This window comes from Shewanella sp. WE21 (assembly GCF_002966515.1).
In the GTDB taxonomy this organism is placed as follows: Bacteria; Pseudomonadota; Gammaproteobacteria; order Enterobacterales; family Shewanellaceae; genus Shewanella; species Shewanella oncorhynchi.
The window spans coordinates 2,859,115-2,875,143 of record NZ_CP023019.1 but is presented as its reverse complement, the minus strand read 5'-3'; the positions used below and the strand labels follow the sequence as shown (position 1 = coordinate 2,875,143).

General features: G+C 45.7%; 13 protein-coding genes. 4 read left to right on the top strand and 9 right to left on the bottom strand.

Annotated features, from left to right (window positions below; all coding sequences use genetic code 11):
- Positions 1-312: 312 nt before the first annotated feature.
- The 3 genes from CKQ84_RS12560 to CKQ84_RS12550 form a co-directional block, all read right to left on the bottom strand.
- A complete protein-coding gene (locus tag CKQ84_RS12560; RefSeq protein WP_105251549.1) occupies positions 313-1,170 on the bottom strand; it encodes an SIR2 family protein in 858 nt (285 codons plus the stop codon).
- 2 nt (positions 1,171-1,172) lie between these two features.
- Positions 1,173-1,376, bottom strand: a complete 204-nt coding sequence (locus CKQ84_RS12555; protein ID WP_105251548.1) for a hypothetical protein — start codon at positions 1,374-1,376, stop codon at positions 1,173-1,175.
- A gap of 202 nt (positions 1,377-1,578) precedes the next feature.
- Positions 1,579-2,157 carry a ParA family protein gene (locus tag CKQ84_RS12550; protein ID WP_105251547.1) on the bottom strand — a complete coding sequence of 193 codons (579 nt, stop codon included), beginning with the start codon at positions 2,155-2,157 and terminating at the stop codon, positions 1,579-1,581.
- An 870-nt stretch (positions 2,158-3,027) separates the two neighbouring features.
- Between CKQ84_RS12550 and CKQ84_RS12540 the strand changes: the two genes are divergently transcribed.
- Together CKQ84_RS12540 and CKQ84_RS12535 are read left to right on the top strand one after the other, a co-directional pair.
- Entirely contained in the window at positions 3,028-3,771 is a 744-nt protein-coding gene (locus tag CKQ84_RS12540; RefSeq protein WP_105251545.1) for a DUF599 domain-containing protein, read from the top strand.
- A gap of 92 nt (positions 3,772-3,863) precedes the next feature.
- On the top strand, positions 3,864-4,040 hold the full coding sequence (locus CKQ84_RS12535; protein ID WP_006082937.1) for a helix-turn-helix domain-containing protein: 177 nt from the start codon (positions 3,864-3,866) through the stop codon (positions 4,038-4,040).
- Between the two features lie 311 nt (positions 4,041-4,351).
- Here the strand turns inward: CKQ84_RS12535 and cyaB are convergent, their stop codons facing one another.
- The 3 genes from cyaB to cydD all read right to left on the bottom strand — a co-directional run bounded on the left by cyaB (position 4,352) and on the right by cydD (position 8,728).
- Entirely contained in the window at positions 4,352-4,939 is a 588-nt protein-coding gene (cyaB, locus tag CKQ84_RS12530; RefSeq protein ID WP_105251544.1) for a class IV adenylate cyclase, read from the bottom strand.
- A 91-nt stretch (positions 4,940-5,030) separates the two neighbouring features.
- On the bottom strand, positions 5,031-6,782 hold the full coding sequence (cydC, locus tag CKQ84_RS12525; RefSeq protein ID WP_105251543.1) for a cysteine/glutathione ABC transporter ATP-binding protein/permease CydC: 1,752 nt from the start codon (positions 6,780-6,782) through the stop codon (positions 5,031-5,033).
- The gene (cydD, locus tag CKQ84_RS12520) at positions 6,779-8,728 is read right to left on the bottom strand and encodes a cysteine/glutathione ABC transporter permease/ATP-binding protein CydD (protein WP_105251542.1); all 1,950 of its coding nucleotides are present in this window, start codon (positions 8,726-8,728) and stop codon (positions 6,779-6,781) included. The genes cydC and cydD overlap by 4 nt, the downstream gene beginning before the upstream one ends.
- 279 nt (positions 8,729-9,007) lie before the next feature.
- Here cydD and CKQ84_RS12515 point away from each other — a divergent pair, with 279 nt between their 5' ends.
- Positions 9,008-9,526, top strand: coding sequence for a type II secretion system protein (locus tag CKQ84_RS12515; RefSeq protein ID WP_105251541.1), 519 nt, complete (start codon positions 9,008-9,010; stop codon positions 9,524-9,526).
- A gap of 135 nt (positions 9,527-9,661) precedes the next feature.
- On the opposite strand, the gene CKQ84_RS12510 is transcribed toward CKQ84_RS12515, so the two are convergent.
- The gene (locus CKQ84_RS12510) at positions 9,662-10,708 is read right to left on the bottom strand and encodes a DUF3626 domain-containing protein (protein WP_105251540.1); all 1,047 of its coding nucleotides are present in this window, start codon (positions 10,706-10,708) and stop codon (positions 9,662-9,664) included.
- Positions 10,709-11,342: 634 nt separating this feature from the next.
- Here CKQ84_RS12510 and CKQ84_RS12505 point away from each other — a divergent pair.
- Positions 11,343-12,887 (top strand): DEAD/DEAH box helicase, encoded by a 1,545-nt coding sequence (locus CKQ84_RS12505; protein ID WP_105251539.1) that lies wholly within the window; start codon positions 11,343-11,345, stop codon positions 12,885-12,887.
- Positions 12,888-13,077: 190 nt separating this feature from the next.
- On the opposite strand, the gene CKQ84_RS12500 is transcribed toward CKQ84_RS12505, so the two are convergent.
- Both CKQ84_RS12500 and dbpA read right to left on the bottom strand, forming a co-directional pair.
- Positions 13,078-14,127, bottom strand: coding sequence for a hypothetical protein (locus CKQ84_RS12500; protein ID WP_105251538.1), 1,050 nt, complete (start codon positions 14,125-14,127; stop codon positions 13,078-13,080).
- Positions 14,128-14,416: 289 nt separating this feature from the next.
- Positions 14,417-15,793, bottom strand: coding sequence for an ATP-dependent RNA helicase DbpA (gene dbpA, locus CKQ84_RS12495; protein WP_105253057.1), 1,377 nt, complete (start codon positions 15,791-15,793; stop codon positions 14,417-14,419).
- Positions 15,794-16,029: the final 236 nt, after the last annotated feature.

The following is a 16,029-nucleotide window of genomic DNA, read 5'->3' as shown; positions in this document are numbered from 1 at the left end:
CACACCCGACCAAGGAGGACTGCTCGTCCTATCCTCCTTGGATGCTCCAAGACGCCCCTAGCGAAGTTACATGCATTGAATACTGGCTTCGTGCTTATTCGAAAATCGCTAACGCTTCCGATGGTACATCCTGTACCCGAAAGCTAACTCGGCATCCATGCCTCGCTCACGCGATTGTCTTCAACGCCCTTCAGCAACTTTGCAGGGGAAGATGAACTCCTGTGGTCACGGTGTTGGCAGTTAATTCCAAAAGAGTTCTGCATGTCTCATCTTTTATTTTATGTATTTCCCATCTTTTTGTGCTTGTTAGCACTAAGCAGGATTGCTTTCGCGGCGCAGGATAACTTGTTCTTGAAGTTCTTTTAGCATGTCATCTGCCTTTTTGTAATTGCCGGCTGGAAACTCGATAAAGTCTATATTATAAGCTTCCTTATATGCATTTTTTATGGATGTATTCATTCCTTCAGACACGAGGGCATAATGGGGGTGAGAGCCTTTATATGTTATGTTGGAATTCTCCAATAACAGCTGAATATCGGGGTCAGAAAGACTATAACCAACAAAGAATAAGGTATTAGTTAAGAATAATGCATCAAGTACTTTGTAAAAATTTGGGTGATTTTGACGCTCTCTAAAATACTGCGATCTAGTCAGTACTATTTTTGATGGGTCGCTTATACATCCGTGTGCTTTAACAACCTGTCTGACAGATGAACGTAAATCTGATACCAAGTGGCTCTCATAATATTTACATATATTATAAAGACCATTCTCTTGCCCACTACGACAATAGTTATCGTAGATATCATCATAATTTGTAGTAACGACAATTTTTGGGTCTATAGCCAAAACGCTTTCATGTATGGACGACTGTTTATAGCGTGGCTTAGCCATTACTTCTCTCATATATGCTGAAAAATCTGCTGAATTTGTACTACCAAATAGTACTTCAGCTGCATCGAGAAATTTTTCTTTAGCGATTAGATCATCAACGATTGTCAAAGAATCTTTATCTCTAGCAATGTCTTTTAAACCATCTAATAAATTTGACCATGTCGGTGGTGACGTAGGGTTATCTCCCGTTGTAATACACCCAGCTGAAGCTCCCGCTCCTAAAAATATAATACAACGCCTTGCGGCTAACTCTTCAATTAACGCTCGAGGCCACATACTTACCGCCCCATTTCTATGTTATTCACTAAGTTTGAGCATATTCCACCAAGAATCTCTTCGTATTGCTCTTTTTGCTTTCCTTGCGTACCTACTATCCCATCTCCACTTTTTAACTCGAAAAGAGGAGATGATACAGATTGTGCTAAAGGAATGAGACTATACAAATGAGGAACATCACCAAGCTGAAGGTTTTCTTTATCCATGCCTGTAGATAAATAATTAGATAGTGAATTTTCTATCTCAACAGGAACATTGCTTATTATTTGTTCATAAGCTCGTGTCGGCCTCCTAATACCACCTTTAGACTTAGTTATATACTGTTGAATTGTATATCCAATATATCCTTTTTTTATTGGTAAAGAGCGATCTATATTAAAAGCTGCTAATCTTCCTGCCGAGTTCCGCTCACAAAGTATTTCTAATACCCAAAATGCTGAAAATATCTGTCCCCATTGGGGTCATGAATTTATCGCAACCAATAAGTACACTTCTATTTATTGAACCTAAACTAGGTCCCAAGTCATACAGCACATAATCATAGCTATTAAATATTTTCCTTTTAAGGTAAGTGTTCCAGTTTGTCTTTCTTATACCTCCAATATCGCCACCCATCAGGTCATGCCATGCAGCGCCCAACCTATCTTCAATTATTGAAAAAGATGGATGCCCTGGAATCAAATCAACACCAAATCGATTGTCTGAGCTTTTAATCGGAACAATTGAATGTGCAATGGTTGAATCGCCATCTTCTATTGGACGAAGGATATCACTGATGGTTGTCGTAGACCCGTTATTCGTATCAGAAAAATACAATTCTGCTGCGTAGTTCTCCCCCATAATTAGCTGAGTAGCGTTACATTGTGGATCACAATCGATAACTAATACCCTCTTATTCCCTTTCTTAGCAAGGTAAGAAGCGATATTACAGGTCAGAGTAGTTTTGCCTACCCCACCTTTATTATTAAACATTGCTAAGGCAATCATTTATTTTCCTTATTCATAATTTATGCTAGATCTTTTATGGGTGCTAACGTCTTAGTATTTATGCGCTGCGTGTTTGCAGGGCATAAATCGCTTGTTAGACTTGAGTGCTGCGACATCCATATAAATTGCTATCAATGATGCTAAAGGAATTTACTTTTTGGTGATAGCGTTTTTTATCGCGTTTGATGGCGAATCACCCATTATTAAATTTTCTAAAAGTGATGTTAGGCATCAGTCTGTTTGCTGTGCAGACTGCGCGAAAGCGACAGGAGTTCACCATCCCCTCGGAGTTACCGTAAGGCAAAAAGACAGGACATATATGGTCACCTCGGGGTTAGCAAGGCCAATGTCCTACTTTATTCAAACCAAAAATTTAATGTGTCACCCATTTTTAAATGTTCAGTTATTAATAACTCACTTTCAGGTTTATGAATGGTTAGAGTAATGAAGTTTTGTCATAAAGTGACCATTCGCAGCATGGTAACGCTAGTCTTTTGAATTAGCAGATTACGCTGATTTAAAAAGGCAAACCATGGTAATGGGCGAGACGACCGTCCGCCCCATGGACGGGGCGGTCGAGCATCCAAGGACGGACTCGCTGCGTGTTGGTGAGCGAATGCAATGGCGAGCCGCTGCCGGTGAATATCAGCAAACGCTAAGCACCCAACCATCCTTGCCGCTTGGCTGTAATCCCACAACACTCACCCTGCGAAAGGTTTCAACACCAATGTGAGCGGCTTCAAATTGTGAATAGGATAGATTTCAAAGTGATACTAGGGGATTGCGCCTAAGAGATAAAAACCTTCATAATCAGCCTTCAATCAATCGATTGTTTTTTCACTTTCTCAAGGTAACTTTCTCAAGGTAACTATGGAATTTTCGTTGTTAGATATTTCTGCATTGGTGTGGTTTATCGTTTCTTGGGCTGGCTATACCGCCTTTGCCCGTCGTAAGGCGAGAGATACCGACTGTATTGCCCGTGGTCTGCATAAGCATAGAATTTACTGGATGCTTGAGGTGATGACTCGCGGTGTACGTGTAGGTGATGCGGCACTACTGGCCAACTTAGAACGCAATATTGCCTTTTTTGCCTCGACCACGCTGTTTGTGCTCGCGGGTGTACTGACCTTATTTGCGCAAGTTGAACGACTAGAAAGTGTGATTGCCACCATTCCCTTCGCTACGCCACCGAATCATGCGCTGGTGCAAGTCAAGTTAGCTCTACTAGTCGGCATTTTTGTAATGGCCTTCTTCCAGTTTACTTGGTCAATGCGTCAATACGGCTTTGTGAACGTGATGATAGGCGCGGGTCCTCTGGACACCGATGGCTCAAATGACAATCTCAAAGCCTATGCAAGACAAATGGCAACAGTGCAAGATCAAGCGGCACACTCCTATAACTATGGTTTACGCGCCTATTACTTTTCAATGGCGGTATTGTGCTGGTTTGTACACCCGATACTCTTTATCTCGGCCAGCTTATTTGTGGTCGCAACCTTATATCGCCGCGAATTCAAGTCCCGTGCCGTTCTGGCGATCACGGCAGCGAAAGGCCATCTCCAAATAGAAAGCCAAGTGCGGGAAACCGCCCGCAACCACAAAATAGAATCATAGCCTTGGCGGTTTAGGCTGCTGCGTCATCTTGATTGGAATTATTGTTCTATACTCTTTGGGTTATGTTTCTATTGAATTACTGGGAGAGTGCCATGAGCGATAACTTATTAACCTTAGATGAAGTGTGCAAAATGCTAGATAAAACACCAGCGACCATTAAACGCTTCGCTCGGGAGAATTTACTCTCAAGTGTTCAAGATGGTGACGAATTAAAATTCCCTGAAGCGGAAGTTAAACGCTACCTCGCCTTTTCACAACGCTTAGGCTAAAACGCATCAAGTAACTAACGGCAAATAAAACTGAATAATCAGTATGTAAGCCGTTTGAATTTGTAAAGGTGGCTTGAATTGAAATGTGATACTCGAATTTGAGTACGCTGCTTAAGTTTAAGTCGTCGATAGCGAGTTAAAACAAACAGTGAATGCGGTATGGACAGTGAAGCTCAAAGGGATTTGAACTGAGCCATAGCGGTTTGTTGCGATGGATTGATTAGCCGAATTTAGCGATGTAAACCATAAAACTTAAGCGATGAAACTTTAAGCTATTAAGCCTCAAGCTGTTAATCCAAAAGATTGAACCATTACTTATTATTTAAAGCCTGCTGCAACTGCCGATAGGATAACCACTCTCGCTGCACTTCACTTAGGCCTAAGTCAGCGGCGAGTTGTTGCAATTGAACTTCATACTTAGGCAACAGGGTTTCATCATTGGTCATAATCGCGAGTTCAGCAAAATCCCCTAAACCTTCGATATGATCGATTGTTAGATGAAATTCACCCAGAAAATAGATACTGCGGCGCTTTTTAATTTCCAGTACACACTCATAGCCTAAGGTATGCAGCATACTTTTTGCTTTTGTTGCTTCAGTGATATTCACGGCTTCACAGCGGTCTTTTTCTGGCCCTTTCACTATCCACAGCATTATCCCCGATGGCTGCATCTCACGGATACACAAGCTCTTGTGCTCACCTTTAAGTGATTGTGATGGCAGATCAAAGTAACAGTCATGCTCAAGGTTATCTTCGAGCATGACCTCGGGATTTCTCATTTGTAAGGCAGCGAAAAAAGCGTGGCGATCCAATAAGCGATATTTAAGCTCGACCTCAAACTTACCATTAAAATGGGCATTAATTTGTGGGGCTAATGCTTCCGGCATCGCAGGGTTCATAGATTCATATCCGCTTTTAATGGGTAAAATATATCGCTATTTATAATATTGAGCGCCAACGTCTTAATTCCAAAAGATTAAATCCAAAACCTTAAGCGAGTCTTTGGTACAAGGCCTGATACTCTGCACTGTCTTCAATTAAGCTCTGGTGAGTACCAGACGCAATAATCTTCCCCTGACCGAGTAGATGAATTTGATCCATCTTCGCCATAGCAGTTAAACGATGGCTAATCATCAGCAAGGTTTTATCTTTTGCAAAATCAAACAGTAAACTTAAAATCTCTCGCTCGGTGCGTTTATCTAGCCCTTCTGTTGGCTCATCGAGCAATAGCAGCGGCGCATCACGCAGCAGTGCCCTAGCAACACCAATACGGCGCTGCTCGCCACCCGAAAGCTGACGTCCACCTTCACCTATCCACATATCCAGCGGCTTATCACCCGTGAGTAAAGCGCCAAGCCCAACCCGCTGTAACACATCAATCAAACGTGCGTCGTGGGCCGTGCGTTTCTCACCTTCGATAACAGGTAGCGCTAATACTAAGTTTTCCCGCAAAGTACCCGCAAACAAATAGATGCGTTGGCTAATCACAGTAATCGCATCCCTAAGACCGCGCTCGCTGTACTCTGAAAGTGCATGACCATCGAGTTTGATGTGCCCTTGCTGCGCTTGCCATTCGCGGGTAATCAGCGTCAATAAGCTCGACTTACCGCAACCCGTTGGCCCAAGTAACGCGACTTTTTGCCCGGCTTTTATCTCAAGGGACAAGCCTTGCAGCACGTTTTGATCGTCTCGATAACCAAAGTGGATATCTTCAATCTGTAATGCGCCAGATTTTGCCCTCAGGCCTGTATCGACAGCAAATTGAATATCGGCCTTTTGTTCGGTGATTTCATTAATTCGCGTTGCGGCCAATACGCAACCTGACAAATGCTGAAACGCGCCCGCGATCGGCATCATCATCTCGACGCAGGCCATAGTCGCAAACACCATAAGTGCAAACATGGGCCCCGGCGGCACGGCATCACCCACACCTTGAGCGGCTAAATACAGCATCATGATCAAGGCTGAGCCCGTGGAGAGGATCAACATGGCTTGGCTGAGTGCAGTAATATTGGCCATCGCGCTTTGGCTGCGAAAAAGTGCAACTTCAGCATCATTCAGTTTTTGCCTGAATCTGTCGTTCGCGCCAAATAGACTGAGTTCGGCTTGGCCTTGCAACATATCCAGCAACTGCACCCGATAATGACGCTTGGTTTCGAGCATAGTCCGGCTCGGCCCGTGTCCAAGGCGATAAAATAGCAGTGGCATCACCAGCCAAACAGCGACTAAGAATAAGCAAAGACTGAGAGCAAGTTTGGCATCGAACCAAGCAAGAAACAGATACAAGAACCCCGTCATCAGAAGGGATGCTGCCATAGGCGTGAGCAGTCGCAGGTAAAGATGATCTAGGGTATCGATATCGGCCACTAAGCGATTGAGCATGTCGCCACGGCGCAGACCTTGCAGATTTTTAGCACTTAGCGGCAAGAGTTTACGCCACGCCCAAACACGAAGTTCAGTCAGCAACTTAAAGGTCGCCTCATGGGTCGCTAAACGCTCGCCATAACGACTAGCGGTTCGGGCAATTGATAAGAAACGTACCCCGCCAGCAGGAGTAAAAAAGTTAAAGGACTGCGCCGTGACTATCGTCAAACCCGCGACCGCGGTAGCGGAAAGAAACCAGCCCGAAAGTGATAGTAAACCTATGCCAGCCATCAAAGTAATAATGGTCAGCAGCAAGCCCACTGACATCATTAGCCACTGGCGCGAGAACAATCGAATAAAGGGGATCAGCACTTTCATTGGGCATCTCCTTTAGTGGACTCGGCGGCACTGTCGAGTGGAGCGTCACTATCAAGCTGCGTCTCACTGGCGCTGGCCGATAACGGTACAAGTTCAATATCCGCCACGGACTCAACATTTTCACGCAGTAAGGTTTGGAATAAGCCGTGAGTATTAGACAAAGTGGTAAAGTAGCCCCGCTGTACTATCAAGCCTTTATCGAGCACAAGAATAGTATCCATTTGATCTAACTGATCTAATCTGTGGGTCACCATAATGCACATCTTACCTGCCATGGCGCGATTCAGCGCAGAACTCACCGCCTGCTCACTCTGGCTATCTAAACTGGCTGTGGGTTCATCGAGGACAAACAAACTCGCCTGCTGCCCAAGCGCCCTTGCTAAAGCAATACGTTGAGCTTGGCCGACGGATAAACCGGAAGATTGCTCACCGACCGGCGCATCTAAACCCAATGGCTGCGCCTTAACGAAGTCGCTGATATTGGCCTCAGCCAGTAAGTGCCACAGCGTATCGTCGGGCAGAGTGGGGTCGGCTAAGGCCACGTTATCCCGCACTGTGCCATGAAATAACTGCGGTTCCTGTCCAAGCCAAGCTAAGTGCTGTCGCCAATGGGCTAAGTCTAATGCGGATAACTCATGGCCATTAATCAACAAATGGCCCTTGTAGGGTAAAAATCCCAATAAGGCGTTGAGTAAACTGGTTTTACCCGCTCCGCTCGGACCAACTAAAGCTAAGCGTTCACCCTCTTTTAACTCAAAACTCAGCGGGCCAAGCAAACGCGTGCCATCGACACTGAACACCTCAAGATTGTCGGCACTCAGCGTCTCTATGCTATTGATACGGACGTGGCCGGCAAATTCAGGTTCCGGATGTTCGAGCAAGGTAATCAAAGCTTCTGCCGCGCCTATAGCCTGCGCCTTAGCATGGTAATGAGTCCCCATGTCGCGCAACGGTTGATAAAACTCAGGAGCTAAAATCAGAATAAATAGCCCAGTAAATAAGCTGAAAGGAATACCGCCCATGTCAGGATCTGTACTTGAACTAATATTGGCATGGGCGCCATAATAGCCAAAATCTAAGTGACCTAAGTAACTGAAACCAAAGTAAACCGCCAGCACAGCAATCGAAACCGCGGCAAAAAACTCTAAGACTGCTGAGCTTAAAAAGGCCATGCGTAGCACCGACATAGTGCGGCTACGAAACTCTTCTGAAGCACTCGCGATCACCTTAAGCTCGGCATCACCACGGTGAAAAAGTTTCAACGTGCTTAAGCCTTTTAATCTATCCATAAAATGGCCGCTCAATCTTGCTAGCGCACTGAAATTTTTGCGATTCGCATCGGCAGCGCCCATGCCAACTAAGATCATAAACATAGGGATTAATGGCGCTGTGAGTAACAGGATTAAGCCTGCCGCCCAGTTAATCGGGAATACCGCCGCTAAAATGAGGATGGGAATAAAACCAGCAAGGCTGATTTGTGGGAGGTATCTGGCATAAAAATCTTGTAAATCTTCGACTTGCTCTAAGACTATGCTTGCCCAACTCCCTGCGGGTTTACCTTTAATAAATGCCGGACCTAGCTTAGTAAGCTTATCCATCACTGCCGCGCGAATATGGCCACGTAGACGCTTACCCGCCTCAAAACTGGCGCGCTCACGCCCATAAGCCAGCAAGGCACGCAGTAACATCAAGGCAATTAGCGCAATAAAATGAGGTGTATAGGTATCAATACTCACGCTGGAACTGATCGTTTGGGCATTGTCAGTTAGCGGTATAACTTGCCCTATGATCACGCCATCCAGAATCGTCGCGATAATATAAGCCTGCGCCACCATAGCGACGGCGCTTATCATCCCAAGCCATAACGACAATTTAAGGAACAGGCCACAGGCTTTTTTCTGGGCTTTAAGCCAAACAAGAAGGGATTTTTCTAACGACTTATCCATGGTGCTCCAACAAGAAAACAATTAAGCGACTCGTAGCGGGAATCGACTATCGATAACAATTCAGTTTAAGGGGCTTGCAACAGCTAAAAAGTTCCGATAGGGACGCAGTATCGCAGGCATCTACAACAGATGAAACCCTATCACAGACTTTTGCTAGCGGACTCACAAAAACGAGCTAAAGATAAATAAATCTAGGAGTTAACGGAACTTTACCTAGTACTAGCCTGATTTTAAAAACTTAGGTAGCATGAAGCTCCTTGTATTGAATGTCCTCTATCTATGCCAAATAAAAATGCTGGTTTCACCCTGATTGAACTCGTTGTGGTTATTATTATTCTTGGCGTATTAGCTGTAGTAGCTGCACCTAAATTCATTAATTTACAATCAGATGCCTATAAGAGTCAGCTCTCAGGTGCACTGGCTTCGATGAAATCCGCCGTCACTTTATTCAAATCAAAGTCGGAAATTGCTAATAGTGGCACCACGAATAGAGTCGTTTACGACGAAATCCGTGGTGAAAACTATCAGCCTTGGGCTGCCAGTACCAGCGGTATAACGCCAAGTACGGCTTACACGACTCCGCCAGAAATTTTTAAAGCGGCAGGGCTAAATGTGAATGAGTGGTCCTATCGAATTTACACCACCAACGGCACCTATGAAGTTATCGCCACACCAAAGCAAAAACTGAACCTTGCCACGCCCACAGAAGCGCAAGTCGAAGCGACAAATTGCTATATCGACTATAAATGGGAGACAACGGGCGTTCCCACTTATAAAAAAGTCGACACTGGTTGCTAGGCGACCTTAACGATAAAATATCTATATAAAAACAGCGAGTTAACCTGAGGTTATCTCGCTGTTTTATTTACGATCTAAACTCATTTTGTTGTTAATGCTTACGTTTACAATTAAGCATTTTTAAAGAGTTCGCGCTTATTGCACTCCACCGTATTTCACTAGCACATGCCAGAGCAACTTAAGTTCATGGGCGACTTGCGCACGATTACCGCGGTCACGCCAATGCTGGGGCGAATGGTATAAATCCCGCGCCGCCACGCCTATGGCATAGGCATCGACTCTGTCTTCTATGGCAATCCGATTAGCCAGCGATGTCATAGTTGGCCCACGGAAATCACTGGGGATCTGCGCCGTATGCAGGCTAAAGCCACCATGATATTGCAGCTCAATATCATATTTATCGCAAATTTTACTTAAGCTTGCGCCAATATCAGTCCCCTTAAAACTGGGGTCCGCCACCAGCATGGCGATATCTTCATCGAGGGAAACATCACCATGGATCTGCGCCTCTATATAATGGTCAAGATTATTCGATAGCGGCCGCTCGAAACGTGACAGCAAGGAAGCATTGAGCTGATGCCCCAAGTAATGGATCACATTCAGCGGCTTAAAATCGGTTTTGCCTAAAGCATAGTGACGCTCAAAACTCTCAGTCAGCAGCGCCGCTAAAATATCATCGAAACATGACAGCGTGCCCTTCTCTTTCGGATTACGATACGAGTCGAGATAACTAAAGGTTGAGCGCGCCATCGCACTTGTATGAGTCAAAAAATAACAGCTTCCAAAACGTGGGGCGGGACCGTCCTGCCACATCCCCAGATCGAGTGCACCGTATTTAGGCCGAGATTTAGTGCCCTTGTATACATCCCCAAAAAGCTGATTTTCCCAATGATCCCGTGGGCCACCTAACTCAGGTGACAACTGACCATTGGAAATATGCGTCTCAAACTGGCTACGGTATTGACCATCGCGCAGTAAACCTTCGGCAACAGTCATACCACGGCTGTCGATTCTATCTGGGTGAAAATGCAGCGCAATTCGGCCACAGTTGAGCAATTGTTTAAGCGCGAGTTGCATCTCATGCATGGGGATATTTGACATCTGCTGCACATTTTTAATCACAGCGACGGCTTGTTCACTGCGTCCTCGTGCAAGGCGTTCAATATGCTGTATCGCTGTCATAATCCACCTATAAATGAGAGGCGTTTAACCGTTCCTACAATGCCTCATCCTAAAATAAACGTGAGATAAATCGCAAGCATGCAGAGAACTGCTCTTAAGCCACTCCATCTAAATGACTAAGTTAAACATGAATGACTCAGTTAAACGTGACCGTGAAAACACTCAATAATTCTTTCGCTCGGTTCATTGTTAAAAATTCAGCGAATAACATCAATCACGAACTGAACAGATAGCGAAACCAATTGCGTCATTAGTTAATTCTACTCCAATCGACTTTAGTTTATACCACTCTCATTATTGTAGCGTGATCTACCGCTAACTCATTCTAACTCTAGATAAAAAATGCCTATGACTTCAATTGATATTATGAAATAGGCCTAATAGTCATCTTGTTCCTTGAAATCAATTAACTTCCATAACCTCAAACTCTGCCATCTAAACTTGCGCCTATAAAGATAAGCGAGGCCGAGTGAAAGCCGCCGACAAGCGATTTATGTGCCAATATGAATGAAACCCATCCCAAAAACCTTTATTAGATGGCACTTAAAGCCCTGATCCTGTAAGCTGCACGCCCGCCAGCAGACCTGGCTATTGACCATAAATGCAGCACAGTGTTGCCACAAGAGACCAATCTATGAGTTTTACCTCCCTGGGCTTATCGGCCCCGATACTTAAAGCCGTTGCCGAACAAGGCTACGACACACCTTCGCCAATCCAAGCTCAAGCGATTCCCGCTGTGCTTCAAGGCAAAGATGTGATGGCGGCCGCCCAAACAGGAACAGGTAAAACAGCAGGTTTCACCCTACCTATGCTCGAACTCCTGAGTAAAGGTAACCGTGCCCAAGCAGGCCAAGTGCGCGCATTAGTGTTAACTCCGACACGCGAATTGGCAGCTCAGGTTGCAGAAAGTGTTGAAACCTATGGTAAGAATTTACCACTGCGCTCAGCGGTGATATTTGGTGGCGTGCCCATCAATCCACAAATCGCGAAATTGCGCCACGGTGTCGATGTATTAGTCGCGACGCCTGGTCGATTGATGGATCTATATAATCAAAAAGCGGTGAAATTCAGCCAGCTTGAGATCTTAGTGTTAGATGAAGCCGACCGCATGCTCGACATGGGCTTTATCCGCGATATCCGTAAGATTTTGGCCATTTTACCTAAGCAACGTCAAAACCTGATGTTCTCAGCCACCTTCTCCGATGAAATTCGTGAGCTGGCCAAAGGCCTAGTCAATGATCCAGTCGAAATTTCGGTCACGCCACGTAACGCGGCGGCGACCACAGTAAAACAATGGGTTTGCCCAGTTGATAAGAGCCAAAAATCGGCACTCTTGATCCAACTCATCAAGCAAAACGATTGGCAACAAGTATTGGTATTCTCGCGCACTAAACATGGCGCTAACCGTCTGGCGAAAAGCCTTGAAGAGGCAGGTATCAAAGCCGCCGCTATCCACGGTAACAAGAGCCAAACCGCCCGTACTAAAGCCTTGGCCGACTTTAAAAATGGTCAAGCTCGCGTACTGGTTGCGACCGATATCGCCGCCCGCGGTTTAGACATAGACCAATTACCACAAGTTGTTAACTTCGACTTACCGAACGTGCCAGAAGATTATGTGCATCGTATCGGCCGTACTGGCCGCGCTGGCGCATCGGGTCAAGCCGTGTCACTGGTAAGTAACGAAGAAATCAAACTGCTGAACGATATCGAGCGTTTAATCAATCGCGTATTAGACCGAGAAATGGTTGAAGGCTTTAACCATGAATTGCCAGAATCACGTTTGGGTGGCGGCGGGAAAAGTAGCGGTAAATCAGTACCAAGCCGTAGAAATACCCGCAGCTCAAACCAACCGAGCTCACGCGATGGTGCCCCTAGAAGCGCCGAGCATAAAGATGGTCAACGCAGCGGTGACGTCGCGCGCGGTCACAAGCCAAACGACAAGAATCCAAGACACAGCGGTGAAGCCAGTAGCGCCCCCCGCAGTGATGCCAAACCTCGTCCACCACGTTCAAACGATGGCCGAGCCAATAGCGCAGGCGCTAGTCGTCCAAGTGAAAGCCGTTCAGGCGCTGGCGAAAATCGTGGCCAAGCGGGTGAGAATCCTTACGCCAATGGCCCAAAGAAAAACACCCGTCGCCCAAATAACGGTGCGAGTCGTCCAAGACATTCACAGGATTAATGCAAAAGCTAAGCGAACTTGCTTAGCGATTTAGCCGTATTAAGTCCTAAACAGAAACGCCCAACTCCATATGGAATTGGGCGTTTTTGTTTGTCTTTGTTTATTTTGATGTTTAGCTCGTTATCTACGCTTTGAACAATAATCGGCTTGAACAATCACTGCCTTAAACAACCTAAAACGGCAACCTAAGTTAATTCGCCTTTGTATCTGGCAACTGCTGCAGGACTTCATCCGTAAAATAGGGTTCATCTTCAACCCAAAAAATGTAGTCTAAGCCTAGGTAGTTTTGCGCAAAATCCAACAGCTCAGGCACAGTATTCTTTTTACCCGTTTTAGGATTAATCTGCCGCAAATTACCGTCTTGCACCGCCATACCTTTCACCAGTGTCGCTGGGTAATCTTTAATAAAGGCATAACTTTGTGCCATATGACTTTTACGGTAAGGCATCAAATCTGGGCCACCCACACCCATGTTGAGCGATTTGGCTTGCGCAAATAAGCCTCGCATATAGCCTTTGTCATTCCATGGCAGCCATTCGTCTGGCAAAAAGTTCAAATACACCATAGCGGTTGAATGCTGAAATGACTCAGCTAATACCTGCATATTCTCGCCAATCGCATCGATATAGGCTTTAGGATTAAAATCACTGGGGAAGGTGGTCGTTCCATCGGCGTTTTCAGTCCCCACATCAATTGAGCTTTCACTAAAGTTAATGCCCGCAATTTTCCCATCAAACTCTTGGCCAAGCTGACGCACCAATTGTTGATAACGTGCACGCACTGAGGGCTCCCACATTTTGGCTGACCAGCCATACTCATCATCCGTCACCGGTTTATTGGGATCACGCTCTGGTGCACTCAACATGCTTTGCTTCAACACACCGCCTTGATAAATAGGATCATCGAGCAAATAACGCGGCACATTGACTCTGGGCGTAAAGGATTTCTCTTGCAGCTGGATCCACAATTTTTTGCCTATCGAATCGAGATATGCAATATCGGCCCTAATCGCGCTGAAATCATATTCGCCCTGCTTAGGCTCTAAACTGCGCCAAGTATAAACAATCTGCGCACCGCCAAAACGGGGATCGCGCAGCGCCTTGTCGGCACGAATGTTTTCTCCGTTAGCCTCACGATGGTTAATGTAGATGAAGTGCTGTAACGGTTGCGGCTCTGGCTGAATTGATGCAGCGCTCGCTGCGCTTAAAAAGATGCTTAGTAAAATAGTCCATCGAAACATAAATACTCCAAACCGATGCAGCCTTATCACCTGACAAAGCCGTTAATCCGCTCATTTATTTTTGACTCAGAATCACTTCTAACACAGGCAAGCTGAGGGGCATATCAATTAAGCAGACAAATACAAAGTGTTACTTAATCGCCCAATAAGATTCGCGGTGAAGTAGACACAAAGGTGTAATGACTACCGCTATAAAACCGAACAAAAAAAGGGAATAAACCTGAGTTTATTCCCTTTAAAAATAGAGCGAATTAAATCGAGGTACGATTCAACTCAAGCTAGGCCAAACTTACTTCATTGGCCAAGCGCGGTAAGATTTTCCTTTAATGCGGCCGCCAGTAATTTTGTTCAGTGCTTTCTTGGCAACCTTACGATTAACGGCCACATAGGCGCGGTAATCGGTCACTTGGATTTTACCCACCTGTGAGCCTTCGATACCGTTTTCGCCTGTCAGCGCGCCTAAGATATCCCCTGGACGCAGCTTTTCCTTCTTACCACCATCGATCTGCAGAGTGATCATGGTTGGCGCTGCAGGCGTGTTGCCGAGCAGACTTTCTGATGGTAGTGATTCGCTGGTAATTTCGCGCTCTAAATACTCTTCTAACAAGGCAATTTTGTAACCGTCTTGGTCGTTATAGAAGGTATAAGCGGCGCCTTTACTGCCCGCACGGCCAGTACGACCGATGCGGTGAATATGCACTTCGGTGTCATAGGCGACGTGATAGTTAAACACGGCATCGAGCGCATCGATATCTAAACCACGGGCAGCAACGTCAGTCGCCACTAAGACACAGGCACTCTTGTTAGCAAATTGCAGCAGGGTTTCGTCCCTGTCTCTTTGCTCTAAATCACCGTGCAAAGCCAATACGCTAAAGCCTAAACCTTCAAGCTCATCGGCCACTTTTTGGGTTTCGCGTTTAGTGTTACAGAACACCACTGCGCTTTCAGGCTTATGTTCTAACAACAATAATTGCAGCGCTTGCATACGCGCCTTGTCATCGTCTAAATGATAAAAATGTTGGGCGATGCTCAAGCTGTCGTGATTACCTTCAACTTTAACCATGCTTGGGTCATACATGATTTGCTTGGCAATTGATTGAATTTGCTCAGGGAACGTCGCGCTGAATAGCAACGTCTGACGCTCACGTGGCGCTTGTTCGATAATCGCATCTAGAGCGGGTTGGAAGCCCATTTCTAACATGCGATCGGCTTCATCGAGCACTAACATGTTGAGATTGCTTAAATCTAGACGATTGCGATCTAAGTGATCGACGATACGACCCGGCGTACCCACAATAATGTGTGCACCGTGTTCCAGCGAGCCAACCTGTGGTCCCATAGGTACACCGCCGCAAAGTGTCAGTACTTTAACGTTATGAATACCACGGGCAAGGGTGCGGATTTCCTGCGCCACTTGGTCGGCCAACTCGCGGGTTGGGCATAACACTAAGGTTTGAATGCGAAAGCGTTTAACGTCTAACTTGTTCAGTAACCCTAAGCCAAAGGCGGCCGTTTTACCCGAGCCAGTTTTACCCTGACCTATCACATCCTGCCCCGCTAAAATGGGTGGCAAACTTTGCGCCTGAATTGGCGTCATCTCGTTGTAGCCCATAGAAGAAAGGTTCTCAAGCAGTTCGGGTTTTAGCTTAAGAGTCGCAAAAGCCATTGATGGATTAGGCTTAGTATCAGAGTTGCTCAAGGTGAATATCCTGTGGTGGGTAACGAAGCGGCTGCTAGGTTACTGAAATTGCGTTACTTATCGATTAAACTGGTCTATCAAGATTCAGGTTAGCTTTGGGTTAGCTTTGGGCTAGCTTGAGTTTAGATTTAAGCGCTAGGCTCGCTCAACCCAAAAGCACGGCTATTGTAGCAACAAAGCGCTGCTTTTGCCTCAAGTCCTTA

What these genes read in the sequence shown, in the direction of transcription:
- CKQ84_RS12560 (WP_105251549.1), bottom strand. Translation starts at nt 1,170, where the DNA reads ATGTGGCCTCGAGCGTTAATTGAAGAGTTAGCCGCAAGGCGTTGTATT.
- CKQ84_RS12555 (WP_105251548.1), bottom strand. Translation starts at nt 1,376, where the DNA reads ATGGATAAAGAAAACCTTCAGCTTGGTGATGTTCCTCATTTGTATAGT.
- CKQ84_RS12550 (WP_105251547.1), bottom strand. Translation starts at nt 2,157, where the DNA reads ATGATTGCCTTAGCAATGTTTAATAATAAAGGTGGGGTAGGCAAAACT.
- CKQ84_RS12540 (WP_105251545.1), top strand. Translation starts at nt 3,028, where the DNA reads ATGGAATTTTCGTTGTTAGATATTTCTGCATTGGTGTGGTTTATCGTT.
- CKQ84_RS12535 (WP_006082937.1), top strand. Translation starts at nt 3,864, where the DNA reads ATGAGCGATAACTTATTAACCTTAGATGAAGTGTGCAAAATGCTAGAT.
- cyaB (WP_105251544.1), bottom strand. Translation starts at nt 4,939, where the DNA reads ATGAACCCTGCGATGCCGGAAGCATTAGCCCCACAAATTAATGCCCAT.
- cydC (WP_105251543.1), bottom strand. Translation starts at nt 6,782, where the DNA reads ATGAAAGTGCTGATCCCCTTTATTCGATTGTTCTCGCGCCAGTGGCTA.
- cydD (WP_105251542.1), bottom strand. Translation starts at nt 8,728, where the DNA reads ATGGATAAGTCGTTAGAAAAATCCCTTCTTGTTTGGCTTAAAGCCCAG.
- CKQ84_RS12515 (WP_105251541.1), top strand. Translation starts at nt 9,008, where the DNA reads ATGCCAAATAAAAATGCTGGTTTCACCCTGATTGAACTCGTTGTGGTT.
- CKQ84_RS12510 (WP_105251540.1), bottom strand. Translation starts at nt 10,708, where the DNA reads ATGACAGCGATACAGCATATTGAACGCCTTGCACGAGGACGCAGTGAA.
- CKQ84_RS12505 (WP_105251539.1), top strand. Translation starts at nt 11,343, where the DNA reads ATGAGTTTTACCTCCCTGGGCTTATCGGCCCCGATACTTAAAGCCGTT.
- CKQ84_RS12500 (WP_105251538.1), bottom strand. Translation starts at nt 14,127, where the DNA reads ATGTTTCGATGGACTATTTTACTAAGCATCTTTTTAAGCGCAGCGAGC.
- dbpA (WP_105253057.1), bottom strand. Translation starts at nt 15,793, where the DNA reads ATGGCTTTTGCGACTCTTAAGCTAAAACCCGAACTGCTTGAGAACCTT.